Consider the following 17,883-nt stretch of genomic DNA (forward strand, 5'->3'; position numbering starts at 1 on the left):
ATGGCGCTCACGACACTCTTCCGCCGGAAGGACGACGCGCCGGTGCAGGCCGAGGCGCGCTATCCCGCGCTCGTGGTCATGGCCCTCGTCCTGCTCGGCCTGATCCTCGTGATCTTCCTCTTCGCCGACTGGCTGGCGCCTTACGACTACCGCACGCAATCACTGCTGAAGCGCCTGAAACCGCCGAGCTTTCTCGGCGGCCTGCCGGAGCATCTGCTGGGGACCGACGAGCTCGGGCGCGATGTCCTCAGCCGCCTGATCTACGCGATCCGCTTCAGCGTGCTCGTTGCGCTCGGCGGGACGCTGATCGGCGCCTTGATCGGCACGACGCTCGGCTTCATCGCCGCCCATTTCCGCGGGCTCACCGAGGAGGCGATCATGATGCTGGCGGACGTGCAGGCCTCGCTGCCCTTCATGATGATCGCGCTGGCGCTGATCGCCCTGTTCGGCGGCGGCTTCTTCCTCTTCGTTGCGATCATGGGCTTCTATGGCTGGGAGGTGTTCGCGCGGCTGACGCGCGGCGTCGTCATCGCCGCCAATACGCAGGGCTATGCGACGGCCGTGACGGCGCTGGGCGCGCCGGCCCGACATGTCTATCTCCGCCATGTCCTGCCGAACATCCTGAGCGTGCTGATCGTCCAGTTCACGCTGAACTTCCCGCAGGTGATCCTGCTGGAGACCTCGCTCAGCTTCCTCGGGCTCGGCATCCGCCCGCCCCTGACCAGCCTCGGCCAGATGCTGGGCGCCGGCCGCGCCTATCTGACCAGTGCCTGGTGGATCGCGGTCCTGCCGGGCATGGCGATCTTCCTGACGACGATGTCGATCTCGATCGTCGGCGACTGGATTCGCGACCGGCTCGACCCGACACTGCAATCGCGCTGACCTGCCCCCGTCAGGACAGGTCAGTCCGGCCGAGGACGCGTCGCGCTGCCGTTCGCAGCGCACGTTGATCCTGATAGCCGACCGCCCTGACGATCTGGTGCGGTGATGCGCCGTCACTCGCCATTGTCATGGCCCTGAGCACGCGCAGGCGCGAGCGCCAGTCACCGAAGCTCATCCCGGTCTCGGCCCGGAAGCCGCGCGTCAGTGTGCGCCGGCTCGCACCGGCATGCTCGGCCCAACCGTCGAGATCGATATCCAGCGCGGGATCCTTGAGCAGCGCATCACAGATCCGCCGCAGGCGTGGATCGCGCGGCAAAGGCAGCGTCAGCGCGGTTTCAGGCGCCCGCGCGATCTCGTCGAGGATCAGCGCCGCGAGATGGCCGCCACGCCCGGCCTCGTCATAAAGCAGCGGCTCGGCCGAGAGCGCCTCCAGCGTTGCCGCGAGCAAGGCCGAGACCTCGAGCACGCGGCACCCTGTCGGCAGGACGCTGACCGCCGCGGGCGCGATATAGGCCGAGCACATCGAGACCGCGCCGTGCATCCTGACTTCGTGGGAGAGACGCGGCGGAATCCAGAGCGCGTGCCGAGCCGGCAGCACCCAGGTGCCGTCCTCGGCCCGCACCAGGGTCAGGCCGGCGGTGGCATAGAGCAGTTGCGCACGGGGGTGGCTGTGCCAGCCCGTGCTCGCGCCGGCCTCGTAGCTCTTCGGCATCACGGCGACGGCCCGCGGCACCGTCTGATAGGCTTCGCTCTCGCTGCGCATCGCCTGCACTCTCTGGCCCGATCGCGTCGAATAACGACCCGACAGGCCTAGCGGGTCAAGCTAGGATCGGCCATCATCGCGACGAGATTGCCCATGAGCCCCGAGACGCTGTCGAAGCGCACCCTTCTGTTCGTCAACGCGGCCCATGCGCTCGATCATTTCGTGCTGCTGATCTACCCGACCGCCGTGATCGCCATCGCGGCGCAGACGAACCTCAGCTACGCAGAGCTGATCGGCCTCGCCACCGGCGCCTTCGTCGCCTTCGGACTGTGCTCGCTGCCGATGGGCTGGCTCTCGGACCGGTTCGGCCGGCGCAACATGCTCGCCGTGTTCTTCATCGGCTATGGCTTGTCCTGCCTCGGCGTCGCCAGCGCGGATCGTCCCGCCGCCTTCGCCGGCTGGTTGCTCGTGCTCGGCGTCGCCTCGGCGATCTATCACCCGGTCGGCTCGACCATGCTGGTCAGCCATGCCCGCCAGCTCGGACGCGATCTCGGCGTCAACGCCGTCTGGGGCAATCTCGGCGCCGCTTCGGCCGCTGGCGTCACCGCGCTCATCGCCGCGAATTTCGGCTGGCGCTTCGCCTTCATCCTGCCGGGCCTCGTCTGCCTCGTTCTCGGCGCCGCCTTCATCGCGCTCGTGCCCGGCGACGGAAACCCGTCCGCCAACCGCGCCGGCAAGGCCGAGCTTATTCCGGTCAACCGGCCGGTCGCGCTGCTCGTCGTCTTCGCCGTCGCGATCATCGCGGGCGGCATGACCTTCAACATCACCACGATCGCGCTCCCGAAGGTCATCGACGAACGGCTCGGCCTCGATCTGCCTCTGGCACTGATCGGCTCGCTGGCGACGCTGGTCTTCGTCTTCGGCGCGGCCACGCAATGGCTGATGGGCCGGCTGGTCGACCGCTTCACGCTGCCCACCCTGTTCGTCGGGCTCGCGCTGTTCCAGCCGCTCGGGCTCGCGCTCGCGGCGACGACGTCCGGCGCGCCACTGCTGATCGGCCTCGTCATGACCATGGCCGCGATCTACGGGCAGGTCGTCGTCAACGACGCGATGGTCGCCCGCTACGTGCCGGCGCAGCACCGCGCCAAGGCCTTCAGCGTGCGCTATTTCCTCGGTTTCACGGTGAGCGGCTTCGTGGTGCCGATGCTCGCCGTGCTGCATGCGCAGGGCGGGTTCGGGTTGGTGCTGGCCGGCGCCACGGTGTTCGGCCTGATCGTCTGGTGCGCCGCGCTGGCGTTCTTCTTCCTGGCGCAGGCCGCGCCGGCGGCGAAAACCGCTGCCGCGGAGCCGTAAGCTTCAGGCCGGGGACGCGGACAGCCTCGTCAGCCCACGCGGACGCGCTCCCATTCCGCGAGGGCGAGCAGGAGATGGTAGAGCACCCGCACCGGGATGACCGTCTGCCTGGGCGTTCCGTCCTTTGCGAGCTGGTTGAACCAAAGCCCCGTCTCGGGCGCGACGAACCAGCGGAACAGGCTGGCGAGATGCTTGTCGAGACGCGCGGCCGCATCGGCATCGCCCAGAAACTCGATCCTGGCGAGGAAGGCCTTGATCGCCTCGGTCTGAGGCCAGAGCAGCTTGGTCGGCGCCGTGACATTGCCGCTGCGATCGACCATGTCGAAGGCGGCGAGCGGGCCTGCCTGGCCATCGTCGAAGCCGTGCCGGATCGCGAAGCCGTAGAGCCGCTCCGCCAGATCGCGCGCTTCGGTGTCGCCCGTCAGGCGCCAGTGATGCAGTAGCAGCCAGGTCCATTCGAGGTGATGGCCGGGCTCACAGACCAGGCCGGCCGCGCCGGGAGCCTGTTTCCAGTCGTCGGTGAAATACTCGCCGAGCGTATCGGTCTCGGCATCGACCAGATGCTGGCGCGCGAGCCGAACGATGGCATTGGCATGGTCGAGCCAGCGTTGCTCACCGGTCGCCTCCGCCAGTGCGTGAAAGGCTTCAAGCAGATGCATATGGGGGTTCTGCCGCCGCGGCAGCGTTCCCAGCGTATCCTCGGCGAAACCGCCCTGCGGATGCGCCATCTCGCCTTCGATGAAGCCGATCACCTCGTTCGCGATCGCGAGCGCCTGATCGTCCCGCGTCGCGCGATAATACCAGGCCATAGCAAAGAGGACGAAGGCGAGGTCGTAGAGATCGGTCCGGGCATCCACCGGTGTGCCGTCCTCGTGGACGGAATGAAGGAAGCGTCCGCGACCGCCCTCCCGACAGGTGTCGCGCAGGAAGGCGAAGCCGTGGCGGGCAGCCGCGAGCGCATCTCCCTGGGGATCGAGCAGATGGGCATGGCTGAAGACATAGGTCAGCCGGGCGCTGACGAGCGTCGTCCTGACCGGGCCGGGTTCGCGATCCGGATCGGCCGGATCGAAGAGTTCGACGAAACCCGCGTGACCGGGCCGGACCGCACGGCTGATCCAGCCGGGGACAAGGGTTTCCCTGAGCCACCCCTTCGAAGGCAAGCCGGCGGCGGTTTCCAGGGCTTCTTCACGCTTCATCAGACGATATCCTCGAAGAGGAAGGCTGGACCGAGAGCAACGCTTCCCGGCATTCGCGGCGCCACCATAGCTTCGAGCGGATAGCCACAGCCGAGGCCGGCGTCCACATCGCCCGGCGCAGAGCGCTATGGCGCGCCCCGGCCGACGACTTCCCGCATGGCGATAAAGCTATGGTACTCCGCGACGTTCGGATCGTCATGGAAGACTTCGCGGGTGAAGGCGGCGTAGGCGGCCATGCTCTCGACCTGCAGGTGGAGCACGAAATCGGCGCCGCCCGTCACATAAGAGGCCTGCTTGACCTCGGGCCGGGCCTGAAGCTTGCGGGCGAAATCGCCATAGGTACGCGAGCCCTGAATGATCGAGACGGTGACATGCACCGTCACCGGCACGCCCATGACTTCCGGGCTGACGATCGAGACATCGGCCGTGATGACCTTTTCGGCGCGCAGGCGCCGGAGCCGCCGCAGCACGGCGCTCTGGGACAGGCCGACGCGTTCGGCCAGTACCCGCGCGGGCGTCTGATTATCGGCCTGCACCTCTCTCAGCAGGGCGTAATCGAACTTGTCGAGATCGACTGCTTTAGCCATCAAGCACTCTACGATTGGCGAATTTGATCACTCGATAGCAAAAATGGGCGACTATCGCCAAGCGCTTGCCGGCATGATCTGGTCAACGCGCCGAACTCGTCGGCAGCCATGAATCGGGGAAGCAGACCATGAACGCGGCGAAGTGGACCAAGAGAAGCCTTGCCGCGCAGGCCATGGGCAAGATCGACTCGACCACCAAGGGCGTCGTGCCGCCGATCCATATCTCGACGACCTATATCCGCGACGAGGATAACGGCTATTCGACCGGCTTCATCTATGGCCGGCCGGACAACGAGACGGTGCATGAGGCGCAGGCCGTGCTCGCCATGCTCGAGGAGGCCAAGGCCGGCGCGCTGCTGTTCGGCTCGGGGATGGCAGCCGCCACCGCCGTGTTCCAGGCGCTCTCGCCCGGCGACCATGTCGTCGCTTCCAAGGTGATGTACTGGGCGCTCAGGGCCTGGCTGCTCACCGAGGCGACGCGCTGGGGCATCAAGGTCGATTTCGTCGAGACCGACGACCTCGCCGCGCTGAAGACGGCGGTGAAGCCGGGCGCGACCAAGCTCGTCTGGATCGAGACGCCGTCGAACCCGCTCTGGACGATCACCGACATTGCCGGTGCTGCGGAGATTGCCCATGCAGCCGGCGCCAAGCTCGCCGTCGATTCGACCTGCGCCTCGCCGGTCCATACCCGCCCGCTGACGCTCGGCGCCGATATCGTCATGCATGCCGCGACGAAGGTTCTGAACGGCCATTCCGACGTGGTCGCGGGGGCGCTCTGCGCTCGCGAGGACGACGAGTTCTGGAACCGCATCAAGACGGTGCGCAAGGGCCAGGGCGGCATCCTCGGCCCGTTCGAGGCCTATCTCCTGATGCGCGGCATGCGTACCTTGCACGTCCGGCAGGAGCGGCAGGCCGCGTCTGCAATGGCGCTGGCGCAGCGACTCTCGGCGCATCCGCTGGTGGCCCGCGTGCTCTATCCCGGCCTGCCGCAGCATCCCGGCCACGACATCGCGGCGCGGCAGATGGAGAACGGCTTCGGCTTCATGCTGTCGGTGCAGGTGACCGGCGGCGAGGCGGCGGCCATTGCCACGGCAGCTCATGTCGAACTGTACAAGAGGGCGACCTCGCTCGGCGGCGTCGAGAGCCTGATCGAGCATCGCGCCTCGATCGAGGGCGCCGGCTCGCCCTGCCCGACCGACCTGCTGCGTCTCTCGACCGGCATCGAGGATATCGACGACCTCTATGCCGATCTCGACCAGGCGCTGAAGGCCGGACATCGCGCGTAAGGCTTTTGCCATGACCGTGACAGGCTCCGCCCCCATGCCGGCCAGTCAGACGGTCGGCAAACTCCTCCTCATGGTCACGGCCCTGGGTTGGGGCCTCAACTGGTCCGTGCTGAAATTCGTCCTGCAGGACTGGCCGCCGCTCTTCGCGCGGGGGACGGCCGGCCTCATCGGCGCGCTGTGCCTCGCCCTGCTCGCAATCGCTCGCGGCGACAGCCTTGCCGTGCCAAGGGAAGCCCGTGCGCCTCTCGTCGTGGCGGCTGCGATCAACGTCTTCGCCTGGATGGGTTTCACCGCGCTGGCGCTGAATTGGCTCAAGGTCTCCGAGGGCGCCTTGATCGCCTATTCCATGCCGATCTGGGCGATGATGCTCGCCTGGCCCTTGCTCGGAGCCCGCCCGACACGGCGCAGCCTGGTGGCGCTGGGCCTGAGCGTCACCGGTATGGTCGTTCTGATGGGCGGGCCTGACTTCTCGGCGGCCAAGCTTCCCGGCGTGCTGTTCGCCTTTGCGGCGGCCGTTCTGTTCGCCCTCGGCACGGTCAAGGCGAGGAAGCCCCTCGCCATGCCGGGTCCGGCCGTCGCCGCTTGGCAGGTCGGCCTCGGCTGCCTGCCGATGGTGGGATTGAGCCTCATGCTGGAGCAGCCGCATATCGCATCGCTGTCGATGCAGGGAGCCATGGGGTTGGCCTACATGGCCATCGGCCCGATGGCGCTCTGCTATCTCACCTGGTTCGGCGCGCTCAGGCGCCTGCCGACAGCGGTTGCCGCAACCAGCATGCTGATCGTGCCCGTGGTGGGAACGCTGACCGCCGTGCCTCTGCTGGGCGAAACGCTGGGGGCTCGGGAATTGCTCGCGATCGTGCTGACCATCGGCGGTGTCGCCCTCGCTCTTCGGCAATAATCCTCGCCGCAGGGCCTCACCCGGCAGGGGTAGGTCGCAGCCGCCGCCCTGCCCGCGCCGGCGGGCGATACCTTGCCGACACGCCATTTGTGCGGGCAGCGAGCGCCACCGATGCCGCCGCCTTGGAGAGCCCGGGAAATTTCCTTAAACTGCGTCTTGCAGATATTTTAAGCTTGAAACATTATGGTCTGCGCGAGCCAAAGAAATCCAAGGGAACGGGGCCGCGCTTCAACTTCGCCCGGGAGAGCATCGATGACGGCATTCAGGTTCGGTCTGGCACTCGGTTGCGGCGCGCTGGCGCTGTCCATCGCGTCCGCACAGGCACAGGAGCCGATCAAGATCGGCGTGGTCAGCGTGCTGACCGGCCCGGCCGCCTCGCTGGGGCAGCAGGTCCGCGACGGCTTCCAGCTCGCGGTCGACAAGAACGGCGGCAAGCTCGGCGGCGTGCCGGTCAAGATCACGGTGATCGACGACGAGCTGAAGCCCGATGTCGCGGTCGAGCGTGTGCGCTCGTTCGTCGAGAGCGAGAAGCCGGCCTTCGTCGTCGGCCCGGTCTTCTCCAACATCCTCGGCGCGATCGCCAAGCCGGTGCTCGATTCCGGCGCCTTCCTGATCAGCCCGAATGCCGGCCCCTCGACCATGGCCGGCAAGGCCTGCAACAAGAACTTCTTCGTCACCTCCTACCAGAACGACCAGGTGCACGAGGTCCTCGGCAAATACGCGCAGGACCAGAACTACAAGAAGGCCTATATCATCGCGCCGAACTATCAGGCGGGTAAGGACTCGCTCGCCGGCTTCAAGCGCTACTTCAAGGGCGAGATCGTCGACGAGGTCTATGCGCCGCTGAACGCGATGGATTTCTCGGCCGACCTCGCCAAGATCGCCTCGTCCAAGCCCGATGTCGTCTTCGCCTTCCTGCCCGGCGGGCTCGGCGTCAATTTCGTCAAGCAGTGGTCGCAGGCCGGCCTGCAGGGCAAGATCCCGTTCCTCTCCGCCTTCACGGTCGATGAATCGACCCTGCCGGCGCAGCAGGACGCCGCGGTCGGCCTCTATGGCGGCATGACCTGGGCGCCCAACATGGACAACGCGCAGACGAAGGACTTCGTCAAAGCCTATGAGGCCGCTTACAAGATCGTGCCCGGCTCCTATGCCCAGCAGTCCTATGACGCGGCCATGCTGATCGATTCCGCCGTGAAGGCGGCGGGCGGCACCGGCAACCCCGACAAGCTGCGCGAAGCGATCAAGAAGGCCGATTTCACCTCGCTGCGCGGCAAGTTCAAGTTCAACACCAACGGCTACCCGATCCAGGACTTCTACCTCGTCAAGGTCGCCAAGCGCGCCGACGGCAAGTTCCAGACCGAGATCGCCCAGAAGGTGTTTTCGGACTACGCCGACCCGCACGCCAAGGATTGCGCGCTGAAGTAAGGGTGCCTCGGCACTACATCCGCCGCCGTCATCCCGGACAAGCCGCGAAGCGGCGCTGATCCGGGATCCATCGAAGGGCAAGCCCCAACAGGAGTGCGCCCTATGATGGATTCCGGGCCTTCGCTTCGCTACGCCCGGAATGACGGTCGAGCCTGATCGCGACGGCAGAGCGAGCCACCGATCCCATGACCCTCAGCCTCCTGATCGTCCAGCTCCTGAACGGGCTCCAGTTCGGCGTCCTGCTGTTCCTGGTCGCGGCCGGGCTGACGCTGGTCTTCGGCGTGATGGATTTCATCAACCTAGCCCACGGCGTCCAGTACATGCTGGGCGCCTATCTCGCCGTCACCTTCGTCAGCCTGACCGGCTCGTTCCTGCTGGGGCTGGTGCTCGCGCTCGCCGCCGCGCTGCTGCTGGGGCTCGCCCTCGAATTCCTGGTCTTCCGGCATCTCTATGAACGCGACCATCTCGATCAGGTGCTGGCGACCTTCGGGCTGATCCTGCTGCTCAACCAGGCGGTCAAGATGATCTGGGGCGCCGCGCCGCTCTCGGTGCCGGTGCCGGAATTCCTCTCCGGCAATGTCCGGCTGATGGACGGCATCCTCTACCCCGTCTACCGCTTCGCCCTGATCGCAGCGGGGCTCGGCGTCGGCGCGCTGCTCTGGTTCGTCGTCGAGAAGACCCGCACCGGCATGCTGCTCCGGGCCGGCGCCTCGAACGCGCCGATGGTCTCGGCGCTGGGTGTCGATATCCGCAAGCTGTTCATGATCGTCTTCGCCTTCGGCACCATGCTCGCCGGTTTCGCCGGAGCCATGGCGGCGCCGATCCTCTCGGTCGAGCCCGGCATGGGCGACACGGTGCTGATCCTCGCCTTCGTCGTCATCGTCGTCGGCGGCATCGGCTCGATCCGCGGCGCCTTCGTCGGGGCGCTGATCGTCGGGCTCGTCGATACGCTCGGCCGGTCCTTCATGAACGACCTGCTTCGCCTGTTCATGGCGCCGGCCTCGGCGCGCGCGACGGGCGCAGCGCTCTCCTCGATGCTGATCTATCTGGTCATGGCGGCGGTTCTGTTCGTCCGGCCGGAGGGTCTGCTCCCCGCCAAGGGGCGCTCGTGAGCATGGCGAGCGCTCCTCCGAATTCCGCCGCAGCCGCGGCGAGGCCTCCGGCGCCGACAGTGCGCCGGCTCGCGCCACTCATCATCTTCGCCTTGCTGGCCCTGTTGCCGCTCGCCTCCATGCTCGGCCTGCCCGGACATTGGCTGACGCTGGTGACGCGGGCGATGATCTTCGCGATCGCGGCGCTCTCGCTCGACCTCGTCCTCGGTATCGGCGGCCTCGTCTCCTTCGGCCATGCCGCCTTCATCGGCATCGGCGCCTATGGCACAGGTATCCTGATCAGCGAGGGCCAGACCGAGATTCTGGTGGCACTGCCGATCATCCTCTTCGCCTGCGCCATCTTCGCGGCGGTCACCGGCTATGTCTCGCTGCGGACGCGCGGCGTCGCCTTCATCATGATCACGCTGGCCTTCGGGCAGATGGCTTTCTACTTCGCGCAGGCGCTCTCGGCCTATGGCGGCGATGACGGCCTGACCCTCTACGAAAAGAGCACGCTCTTCGGACGCGAGATCTTCGCCAACCGGACCGGCTTCTACTATGCCGCGCTCGGCACGCTCGCGGTGTGCTACTGGCTGGCGCGACGGCTCGTCGCCTCGCGCTTCGGCCGTGTGCTACGGGCGGCGCGGGAGAATGCCGTGCGCGTCACCGTCACCGGCTATGACGTCAACCGTGTCCGGCTCGGCGCCTATGTGGTCAGCGGCATGATGGCGGGCCTGTCGGGCTTCCTCCTCGCTAACCAAACCGATTTCGTCAGTCCGGCCTATATGTCCTGGTCGCGTTCCGGTGAGCTGATCTTCATGGTCGTGCTCGGCGGCGTCGGCTCGCTCTATGGCGCGATCCTCGGCGCCCTCGCCTTCCTGATCACCGAGGACGTGCTCTCGTCACTGACACAGAACTGGAAGGTCATCTTCGGGCCGTTGATCGTGCTCTTCGTGCTGTTCACCCATGGCGGCATCGCCGGCCTCGCCCACAAGCTGAGAGGGCGCCGCGATGGTTGAGCCGGCGCTCGCACTCAAAGGCCTCGCCAAGTCATTCGGCGCGCTCAAGGTCACCAATGGGGTCGACCTCACCATCGCGCCGGGCGAACTGCACGCGCTGATCGGTCCCAACGGCGCCGGCAAGACCACGCTCGTCCACCAGATCTCCGGGACGCTCAAGCCGGATTCCGGAGCGATCCTGTTCGGCGGGCAGGACATCACCCGCCTGCCGCCGCAGGCGCGGGCACGGGCCGGGCTCGCGCGCACCTTCCAGATCACCTCGACCATCGCCTCGCTCTCGGCGCTGGAGAATGTCGCTCTCGGCGTGCAGGCACATAGCGCCCATCCGCTCTCGCTGTTCCGTGACGCCGCGAGCGACGCGGCGCTCAACGCGCCCGCCTGGGAGGCGCTGGAGGCGGTCGGCCTGACCGAGCGCGCCCATGCGCCGGCCGGCAGCCTCTCGCATGGCGAGAAGCGCGCGCTGGAAATCGCGATGGCGCTGACCCTGCAGCCCAAGCTCATCCTGCTCGACGAGCCCCTGGCCGGCGTCGGCCACGAGGAGGGCGAGCGCCTGATCGCGCTGCTGAACAGCCTCAAAGGCCGCTTCGCCATGCTCCTGGTCGAGCACGACATGAGCGCAGTCTTCGCGCTGGCCGATCGTGTCACCGTGCTGGTCTATGGCGGCGTCATCGCTTCGGGCGCGCCGGCTGCGGTCCGGGCCGATCCGGCGGTACGGCAGGCCTATCTCGGCGAGGAGGGATGAGATGGCGGCTCGTTGCATCACCCTTGTCATTCCGGGGCTTCGCGCAGCGAAGAACCCGGAACCCACGACCGGGCGGGCCCTTCCCATTGCCGCAGAAGCGTCGAACCCAGTCGTGGGTTCCGGGTTCGCTGCGCGCCCCGGAATGACAAAGGCGGAGCGCTCGTCATGCTGAGCGTCGAAGGGCTCGATGCCGGCTATGGCGAGGCGCAGATCCTGTTCGGGGTCGACCTCACTGTGGGCGAAGGCGAGGTCGTGACCCTGCTCGGCCGCAATGGCATGGGCAAGACCACGACGGTGCGCTCGATCATGGGCCTGCTGCCGGCAAAGGCGGGGAAGATCGCCTTCGGCGGGCGCGATCTCACCGGCGCCGCGCCCTTCCGCATCGCGCAGGCCGGGATCGGCCTCGTGCCGGAGGGCCGCCAGATCTTCCCGACGCTCTCGGTCGAGGAGAACCTGATCGCCACCGCGGCGGACCGCTCCGGCAAGAAGCGCTGGGACCTCGAACGGATCTACGCCTTCTTCCCGCGCCTCAAGGAAAGGCGGGAGAATCGCGGCAACCAGCTCTCCGGCGGCGAGCAGCAGATGCTGGCGATCGGGCGGGCGCTGATGACCAATCCGAAACTGATCATCCTCGACGAGGCGACGGAGGGGCTCGCCCCCCTGATCCGCGAGGAGATCTGGAACTGCCTGACGGCCCTGAAGGCGGAGGGCGAATCGATCCTCGTCATCGACAAGAATGTCGACGCATTGGTCCGGATCGCCGACCGCCATGTCGTGCTGGAGAAAGGACGCGTCGTCTGGCGCGGTTCCAGCACAGACCTGCGCAGCGACAGCGCCGTGAAGGACCGCTTCCTCCACTTCTAGCAGATCACACCACCGCCATCCGGCCCGCGCGCCGGCAGATGAGGAGAGCCAAGACGATGAATCCGCTGACAGCCGGCGTGACGCGCGCCAATGAGGGCCTGGAAGGTATCTCCTGGAGCATCCTCGGCCAGACCTATGTGCCGAAGACGCTGACGGAGGAGAGCTTCTCCTGGCACGCGACCCTCCCCCCCGGAACCTTCGTGCCGCCGCATATCCACACGACGCAGGACGAGTTCATCTACATGCTGGAGGGCCGGCTCGACCTGCTGCTCGACGGCAAGGAGAGCTTCGCCACCGCCGGCGACCTGATCAAGCTGCCGCGCAACATCCCGCACGGCCTGTTCAACAAGGGCGACGTGACGGTGAAGTGCCTGTTCTGGGTCTCGCCGACCGCCCGCCTCTACGACCTGTTCTGGGGCCTGCACTCCATGGCCGAGCAGAAGCCGGCCGATGTCGTCGCGCTCTCGGCCAAGCACGAGGTCGATTTCCTGCCGCCCCCGCCTGATGCGGGTTGAGGGCAAGGCGCTCCAACGCTTGCTTGCGGAACCAAGCCGTCATGCTCGCCCTTGTGGCGAGCATCCATGTCTTGAACACAGCACTGGATCGACGAAGACGTGGATGGTCGGGACAAGCCCGACCATGACGGGACTGCAGCGGTCTTGTCCGCGGATTCTGAGGCCACCGCTTTGCGGCGCTCCGAAATGACGGCGCCGCTGGTGCGTTATTTCCGCCCCGCCAACTGCTCGGCCGAGAAGCCCGCCTTGCCGGCATAGCCCTTGACGATCTGCTCGCGCGACGCGTGGTCCAGCACCTTCTCGACATCGTCGAAGCCCTGCGGGGCCAGCGCCTCGACAGCATCGATGACCCGCTCCGGCCCGCCGACACGGTTCATCGCCACGACCTCTGCCGTCGCCGGCAGGCGCTGCGCCTCATAGGCCGCCAGCGCCTGGCGCGGATGCTCGGCTTTCGCCAGCCCGTCGGCGAGGCAGCGTGCGTCGAGGATCGCCTGCGAGGCACCGTTCGAGCCGACCGGGTACATCGGATGGGCGGCATCGCCAAGCAGCGTGACGCGGCCATGGGTCCAGCGCGGCAGCGGGTCGCGGTCGCACATCGGGTATTCCCAAAAGGTCCCGGTAGCCTGGATCAGCGCCAGGATATCGACGCCCGGCACGCTGAAGCGCCGCGCGAAAGGCAGGACGTCCTCGAGCCGGCCGGCTTTCGACCAGGCCTCCTTCGGCGGCGGCCTTTCGGGGTCACCGGTGCGGATATTGACGACCCAATTGGTGAGGCGCGTCTGCGGCGTCGCACCCTGTCCGATCGGATAGAGCACCAGCTTGCCGGCCATGCCGCCAGCGATGATCATACTCTCGCCATCGAGGAAGGCGGGCCAGTCGCAGGCGCCGCGCCACATCTGCACGCCCTGCCAGCGCGGCGATCCCTGGTTCGGGAAGTAGTGAGCACGGACGGCCGAGTGAATGCCGTCGGCGCCGATCAGAATATCGCCGCGCGTGGTCTCGCCGGCCCCGCCGAAGCGGGTATCGCTGAAATGCGCGGTGACACCGCCCTCGTCCTGGATGAAGCCCTGCAGCCGGCGGCCGGTGCGGATCGCATCCTGACCCAGCCGCTCAGCCACCGCATCGCGAATGACGCACTGGAGCCGGCCGCGATGGATCGAGAATTGCGGCACCGGCGCGCCCGCATGCAGGCCGCGCGGCTCGCTCCACACCGTCTGCCCGAAGCGATTCATGTAGTGCAGTTCACGCGTGCGGATGCCGGCCTCGTCGAGCGCGGGCAAAAGGCCGAGCTCGGCCAATTCGCGAATGGCATGCGGCAAGGTATTGATGCCGACGCCGACCTCGCGGATCTCGCCGGACTGCTCGTAGACGGTCGCGCCGATGCCACGGGCATGGAGCATCAAGGCCAGCGTCAACCCGCCGATACCGCCGCCGACAATGATGACCCGCATGACGTCGCCCCTCAGCGATCTGAATATTTTAAGTTTGAAATATCTCGACTCGCCTTGTCAATCGCACTTGTGTGATGAGGGCCGGCGCTCAGGTTGACCTGCCTCCAGCACGGTCGGCAATCGGCGGGAAACGGAGATTTCGGTGGGCTTTGCAACGCTTTGACATTTGATCGCCGAAGCCGGCAACCGCCATCACCTCGGATGGGGCTCCGCAGGGACAATTCGGTCGGCCGGGCGGTTCCCATGATCCCATTCAGCGGCTCAGGGTTATCTCACGGATAGATCGGCGGCGCGCGCACAGTCCTGCCAACGACTTTCTCGGTGGGAACGAGTTCGATTCCTTCCACACACGGAATAGAACCGAGTTTCATAGACACCATCGGGCTGCATCTCGTGCTGTCGTTCGAACCAGCCCATACAGCAGCGCAGCGACGGACCTGACCGCTATCGCGCCTGTTCCTCCGCGGCGAGGCATGCGAGCGCCTGCAGCGCCATAACGCGCTCTTCGTTCGCCTTGATCACGATGACCTCGAATGTCCCGAGAAAGCGCAGGCGTTCGGCGATCGCATCGCGTATGGGAGCCGCGTGCTCGCCGATGCCGCCTGTGAAGACGAGCGCGTCGATCCCACCGATGGCGGCGGCCATGGATGCCGTGAACTGCGCAACCTTGAGCGCGAAATGGTCGAGCGCGAAGCGGGCGCGCGGGTCGTCGCTTTTCAGCAGCGTCTCGACATCGTTGGAGAGGCCCGACAATCCCAGCAGGCCCGAGCGTTCATAGAGCGCATCCGAGACCTCCTGCGCGTTCATGCCCAGGCTCTGGAACATGTAGAGCACGGCCCCTGCATCGAGTGCGCCGCAGCGCGTGCCCATCGGCAGGCCATCGAGCGCCGTCATTCCCATGGTCGTGTCGATGCTGCGCCCGCCCTGGATGGCGCAGAGGCTCGCGCCGTTGCCGAGATGGGCCGCGACGACACGGCCGGCATGAAGATGCGGATGCTGCTCGGCCAGCACCATCTCCAGCCATTGATAGGACAGGCCATGGAAGCCATAGCGACGGATGCCCTTGTCGCGCAGCCCCTGCTCGAGTGCGAAATGATGGGTGAGAGGGTCGTGCCGGGCGTGGAAGGCGGTGTCGAAACAGGCGATGTTCGGCACGTCGCCCATCAGGCGCCGGGCAGCGGTCACCGCGGCCAGATTGTGGGGCTGGTGCAGTGGCGCGAGCGGCGAAAGCGCCTCCAGCGCCGCGAAAACCTCGGGCGTGACCACGACCGGATCGACAAAGCGTTCGCCGCCATGGACGATGCGATGAACGACCGCCTTCATCCGCCAGGCATCGTCGTGGCGGTCGACGAAGGCGAGGACGGCCGCAAGAGCCGTGTCATGGTCGCAGGCCGGCGGCAGCGCGATACGCTCCCGGGTGCCGTCCGCGAGGCTCGCGTCCATGATGGGTTCCGGCTCGCCAAGGCGCACGGCCTTGCCGCGCGCGAGAACGTCGAGATCGCCGACGCGAAAGACCTGGAACTTGAGGCTGGACGAGCCGGCGTTGAGGACGAGGACGGTGTCGATCACTTGATCCGTCCCGTGCGGCGCGCTTCCGCCAGGAGAACGGCCAGCGCACAGGAGAGCAGGCGCGCGCGCAGATTGTCGGCGCGGCTCGTCAGGATGATCGGCACGCGTGCGCCGAGCACGATTCCCGCAGCATCGGCGCCGCTCAGGAAGGTCAATTGCTTCGCCAGCATGTTGCCGGCCTCGATCTCCGGCACGAGCAGGATATCGGCATGGCCGGCTACGGCCGAGGTGATGCCTTTCTCCTTCGCCGCCGCGGCGCTGATCGCATTGTCGAAGGCAAGCGGTCCGTCGACGATGGCGCCGGTGATCTGGCCGCGATCGGCCATCTTGGAAAGAGCAGCGGCGTCGAGCGTTGCCGCCATATGAGGATTGACGGTTTCGACGGCGGCCAGCACCGCGACCTTCGGCAATTCGTCGATGCCGTTCAGCACGACATGCCAGAGATTGACGGCGTTCTGGACGATATCGGCCTTCGTCATGAGATCGGGGGCGATGTTGACCGCAGCGTCGGTGATGATGAAGGGCTTGGGATAGCTCTCGATATGCATCACGAAGGCGTGCGAGATGCGCCGCTCGGTCCGCAATCCGGAATCGGCCCGGACGACCGCGCCCAGAAGCTCGTCGGAATGGAGCGAACCTTTCATCAGCGCGTCGAGTTCGCCCGCGGCGGCCAGCGAGACGGCCTTCGCCGCGGCTTCGTGGCTGTGCTCGGTATCGACGATCTCCCAGAGAGAGATGTCGATGCCGGCCTCCTCTGCGGCAGCGCGAATGCGGCCGGCCGGGCCGATCAGGACAGGCGCGATCAGCTGCTCGCTGACGGCATCGGCCACCGCCTCGATCACATTGGCCTTGACGGGGTGCACCACCCCGGTCCGCACGGCCGGAAGAGCCTCGCAACGGCCGAGCGCGAGCCGAAAATACTCGGAGGAGGTCAGCGTCGTCATGGCGTCTCTCTAGCTTTGCGCGACGAGCCAGCGGGCGATGCCGGGCCAGAACCAGGGCAGGCTGAGTTCCGCGGGGCGGTCAGCATCGGCCTTCGGAGTGGGGTTCGTCTTCTCGCGGGCGGTCATGTCGAGCGGAGCCTCCTCCCGTCAGGTCGGAACACTAGGAAGCCGACAGGGCGATGACAATCGACCGGGCCGCTTCCGCTCCCGCGGCAAAACCGCCCTCACGCGAAGATCACTTTCCGGAATCGGGCGAGCGCGAAGGCGAAATAGGCTGCGCCGATCGCGATGATCTTGGCGATCTCGGGCCAGACCACGTCGAGGCCGGCGCCGCGGTAGAGCACGCCCTGCGAGAAGGCGACGAAATGCGGCGTCGGCGAAAATATCCGCATGATCCATTGCAGCCAGAGCGGCATGCTCTCCATCGGCGTCGTCGCACCCGAGAGTAGTTGCGTCACGACGAAGACGGGGATCGCGAGCAGGCCGAACTGGCCCATCGTCGTCGCCAGCGTGCCGAGCAGGATGCCGAGCGCGGCGACGGAAAAGGCATAGATGGCCGTGCCCAGCACGAAGAGCAGGAGCGAGCCGGCGATCGGCACGCCGAGCGTCCATTCGACGACGAGCACCAGCGAGGCCACCGCTGCAACGAGGATGACCAGGGCGTTCGCCACCATCTTCGCGAGCATGATCTCGACCGGTGTGACCGGCATCACCAGGAGATGCTCGACCGTGCCCTGCTCGCGCTCCCGGATCAGAGCCGCGCCGGTCAGGATGATCGTCAGCAGGGTGACGTTGTTGAGCACCTGCATCACCGAGCTGAACCAGCCGGAGTCGAGATTGGGGTTGAAACGCGCCCGCACAACGAGATTGATCGGCAACGCCGTCGCGGTCTCGCGCCCGGCCTGCCGGTTCGCGATCTCCTGCGCGATGATCTGCTGGATATAGACCGCGCCATTGCCGGCCTGGGTCATCGCGGTGGCGTCGATATTGAGCTGCAGCGCCGTCTGCCGTCGGGCCAACAGGTCCGCCTGAAACTTGGGCGGGATCTCGAGCACGAAGACGAGCCGGCCGGAATTCATCTCGGCATCGATCTCCGAGGCGGCGATGCGCTTCGAGACCTTGAACAGGGGCGGACCGAAGGCACCGAGCAGCGAGCGCGAGAACTCCGACTGGTCCTCGTCGACGATCCCGATGGTGAGGTCGCGCGCCTCCAGCTTCACGCCGGTCGCGACCGTGTAGACGGCGATGCTGAAGGTATAGACCACCAGCACCAGCATGATCGGATCGGCACGCAGGCTGCGCAGCTCCTTCACGACGAGGCGCAGGATGTTCTGGAGGTGGATGACGAGCGCGGCCAT

General features: G+C 66.8%; 17 protein-coding genes. 10 read left to right on the forward strand and 7 right to left on the reverse strand.

The features are described 5' to 3' along the window. Complete coding sequence (locus ACODTJ_RS24335; protein WP_454658680.1) at window positions 1-882, forward strand: ABC transporter permease; 882 nt, start codon at window positions 1-3, stop codon at window positions 880-882. 10 nt (window positions 883-892) lie between these two features. Here ACODTJ_RS24335 and ACODTJ_RS24340 read toward each other — a convergent pair whose 3' ends face one another. Next, window positions 893-1,645, reverse strand: coding sequence for an AraC family ligand binding domain-containing protein (locus ACODTJ_RS24340; protein WP_454658681.1), 753 nt, complete (start codon window positions 1,643-1,645; stop codon window positions 893-895). Between the two features lie 93 nt (window positions 1,646-1,738). On the opposite strand from ACODTJ_RS24340, the gene ACODTJ_RS24345 reads away from it, so the two are divergent. Further along, window positions 1,739-2,938: an MFS transporter gene (locus tag ACODTJ_RS24345; protein ID WP_454658682.1), complete on the forward strand. Its 1,200-nt coding sequence runs from the start codon at window positions 1,739-1,741 to the stop codon at window positions 2,936-2,938. A 29-nt stretch (window positions 2,939-2,967) separates the two neighbouring features. Here ACODTJ_RS24345 and ACODTJ_RS24350 read toward each other — a convergent pair whose 3' ends face one another. Both ACODTJ_RS24350 and ACODTJ_RS24355 read right to left on the reverse strand, forming a co-directional pair. After that, complete coding sequence (locus ACODTJ_RS24350; protein WP_454658683.1) at window positions 2,968-4,134, reverse strand: AGE family epimerase/isomerase; 1,167 nt, start codon at window positions 4,132-4,134, stop codon at window positions 2,968-2,970. A 125-nt stretch (window positions 4,135-4,259) separates the two neighbouring features. Further along, window positions 4,260-4,721 (reverse strand): Lrp/AsnC family transcriptional regulator, encoded by a 462-nt coding sequence (locus ACODTJ_RS24355; protein ID WP_454658684.1) that lies wholly within the window; start codon window positions 4,719-4,721, stop codon window positions 4,260-4,262. A 128-nt stretch (window positions 4,722-4,849) separates the two neighbouring features. Between ACODTJ_RS24355 and ACODTJ_RS24360 the strand changes: the two genes are divergently transcribed. From ACODTJ_RS24360 to ACODTJ_RS24395, 8 genes are all read left to right on the forward strand, one after another. Further along, window positions 4,850-6,007: a trans-sulfuration enzyme family protein gene (locus ACODTJ_RS24360; RefSeq protein WP_454658685.1), complete on the forward strand. Its 1,158-nt coding sequence runs from the start codon at window positions 4,850-4,852 to the stop codon at window positions 6,005-6,007. 10 nt (window positions 6,008-6,017) lie between these two features. After that, on the forward strand, window positions 6,018-6,905 hold the full coding sequence (locus ACODTJ_RS24365; protein WP_454658686.1) for a DMT family transporter: 888 nt from the start codon (window positions 6,018-6,020) through the stop codon (window positions 6,903-6,905). A gap of 252 nt (window positions 6,906-7,157) precedes the next feature. Beyond that, a complete protein-coding gene (locus ACODTJ_RS24370) occupies window positions 7,158-8,330 on the forward strand; it encodes an ABC transporter substrate-binding protein (protein ID WP_454658687.1) in 1,173 nt (390 codons plus the stop codon). A gap of 185 nt (window positions 8,331-8,515) precedes the next feature. Continuing rightward, window positions 8,516-9,442, forward strand: a complete 927-nt coding sequence (locus ACODTJ_RS24375) for a branched-chain amino acid ABC transporter permease (protein ID WP_454658688.1) — start codon at window positions 8,516-8,518, stop codon at window positions 9,440-9,442. Window positions 9,443-9,444: 2 nt separating this feature from the next. Beyond that, window positions 9,445-10,440, forward strand: a complete 996-nt coding sequence (locus ACODTJ_RS24380) for a branched-chain amino acid ABC transporter permease (protein WP_454658689.1) — start codon at window positions 9,445-9,447, stop codon at window positions 10,438-10,440. Next, the gene (locus tag ACODTJ_RS24385; protein ID WP_454658690.1) at window positions 10,433-11,182 is read left to right on the forward strand and encodes an ABC transporter ATP-binding protein; all 750 of its coding nucleotides are present in this window, start codon (window positions 10,433-10,435) and stop codon (window positions 11,180-11,182) included. Before ACODTJ_RS24380 ends, ACODTJ_RS24385 begins: the two co-directional genes overlap by 8 nt. 165 nt (window positions 11,183-11,347) lie before the next feature. After that, a complete protein-coding gene (locus tag ACODTJ_RS24390; protein WP_454658691.1) occupies window positions 11,348-12,046 on the forward strand; it encodes an ABC transporter ATP-binding protein in 699 nt (232 codons plus the stop codon). A gap of 56 nt (window positions 12,047-12,102) precedes the next feature. Next, complete coding sequence (locus tag ACODTJ_RS24395; RefSeq protein ID WP_454658692.1) at window positions 12,103-12,561, forward strand: cupin domain-containing protein; 459 nt, start codon at window positions 12,103-12,105, stop codon at window positions 12,559-12,561. Between the two features lie 206 nt (window positions 12,562-12,767). Here ACODTJ_RS24395 and ACODTJ_RS24400 read toward each other — a convergent pair whose 3' ends face one another. The 4 genes from ACODTJ_RS24400 to ACODTJ_RS24415 form a co-directional block, all read right to left on the reverse strand. Continuing rightward, window positions 12,768-14,012, reverse strand: coding sequence for a flavin-dependent oxidoreductase (locus ACODTJ_RS24400; RefSeq protein WP_454658693.1), 1,245 nt, complete (start codon window positions 14,010-14,012; stop codon window positions 12,768-12,770). Window positions 14,013-14,456: 444 nt separating this feature from the next. After that, complete coding sequence (locus tag ACODTJ_RS24405; protein WP_454658694.1) at window positions 14,457-15,581, reverse strand: acetate/propionate family kinase; 1,125 nt, start codon at window positions 15,579-15,581, stop codon at window positions 14,457-14,459. Then, on the reverse strand, window positions 15,578-16,525 hold the full coding sequence (locus ACODTJ_RS24410; RefSeq protein ID WP_454658695.1) for a bifunctional enoyl-CoA hydratase/phosphate acetyltransferase: 948 nt from the start codon (window positions 16,523-16,525) through the stop codon (window positions 15,578-15,580). The genes ACODTJ_RS24405 and ACODTJ_RS24410 overlap by 4 nt, the downstream gene beginning before the upstream one ends. Window positions 16,526-16,749: 224 nt before the next feature. Continuing rightward, window positions 16,750-17,883, reverse strand: coding sequence for an ABC transporter permease (locus ACODTJ_RS24415; RefSeq protein ID WP_454658696.1), 1,134 nt, complete (start codon window positions 17,881-17,883; stop codon window positions 16,750-16,752).

This window comes from Allobosea sp. FG18 (assembly GCF_057809495.1).

Coding starts and splice junctions, on each gene's coding strand:
- ACODTJ_RS24360 (WP_454658685.1), top strand. CDS start 4,850: ATGAACGCGGCGAAGTGGACCAAGAGAAGCCTTGCCGCGCAGGCCATG.
- ACODTJ_RS24400 (WP_454658693.1), bottom strand. CDS start 14,012: ATGCGGGTCATCATTGTCGGCGGCGGTATCGGCGGGTTGACGCTGGCC.
- ACODTJ_RS24415 (WP_454658696.1), bottom strand. CDS start 17,883: ATGGCCGCGCTCGTCATCCACCTCCAGAACATCCTGCGCCTCGTCGTG.
- ACODTJ_RS24395 (WP_454658692.1), top strand. CDS start 12,103: ATGAATCCGCTGACAGCCGGCGTGACGCGCGCCAATGAGGGCCTGGAA.
- ACODTJ_RS24375 (WP_454658688.1), top strand. CDS start 8,516: ATGACCCTCAGCCTCCTGATCGTCCAGCTCCTGAACGGGCTCCAGTTC.
- ACODTJ_RS24350 (WP_454658683.1), bottom strand. CDS start 4,134: ATGAAGCGTGAAGAAGCCCTGGAAACCGCCGCCGGCTTGCCTTCGAAG.
- ACODTJ_RS24365 (WP_454658686.1), top strand. CDS start 6,018: ATGACCGTGACAGGCTCCGCCCCCATGCCGGCCAGTCAGACGGTCGGC.
- ACODTJ_RS24335 (WP_454658680.1), top strand. CDS start 1: ATGGCGCTCACGACACTCTTCCGCCGGAAGGACGACGCGCCGGTGCAG.
- ACODTJ_RS24345 (WP_454658682.1), top strand. CDS start 1,739: ATGAGCCCCGAGACGCTGTCGAAGCGCACCCTTCTGTTCGTCAACGCG.
- ACODTJ_RS24340 (WP_454658681.1), bottom strand. CDS start 1,645: ATGCGCAGCGAGAGCGAAGCCTATCAGACGGTGCCGCGGGCCGTCGCC.
- ACODTJ_RS24380 (WP_454658689.1), top strand. CDS start 9,445: ATGGCGAGCGCTCCTCCGAATTCCGCCGCAGCCGCGGCGAGGCCTCCG.
- ACODTJ_RS24410 (WP_454658695.1), bottom strand. CDS start 16,525: ATGACGACGCTGACCTCCTCCGAGTATTTTCGGCTCGCGCTCGGCCGT.
- ACODTJ_RS24390 (WP_454658691.1), top strand. CDS start 11,348: ATGCTGAGCGTCGAAGGGCTCGATGCCGGCTATGGCGAGGCGCAGATC.
- ACODTJ_RS24355 (WP_454658684.1), bottom strand. CDS start 4,721: ATGGCTAAAGCAGTCGATCTCGACAAGTTCGATTACGCCCTGCTGAGA.
- ACODTJ_RS24385 (WP_454658690.1), top strand. CDS start 10,433: ATGGTTGAGCCGGCGCTCGCACTCAAAGGCCTCGCCAAGTCATTCGGC.
- ACODTJ_RS24370 (WP_454658687.1), top strand. CDS start 7,158: ATGACGGCATTCAGGTTCGGTCTGGCACTCGGTTGCGGCGCGCTGGCG.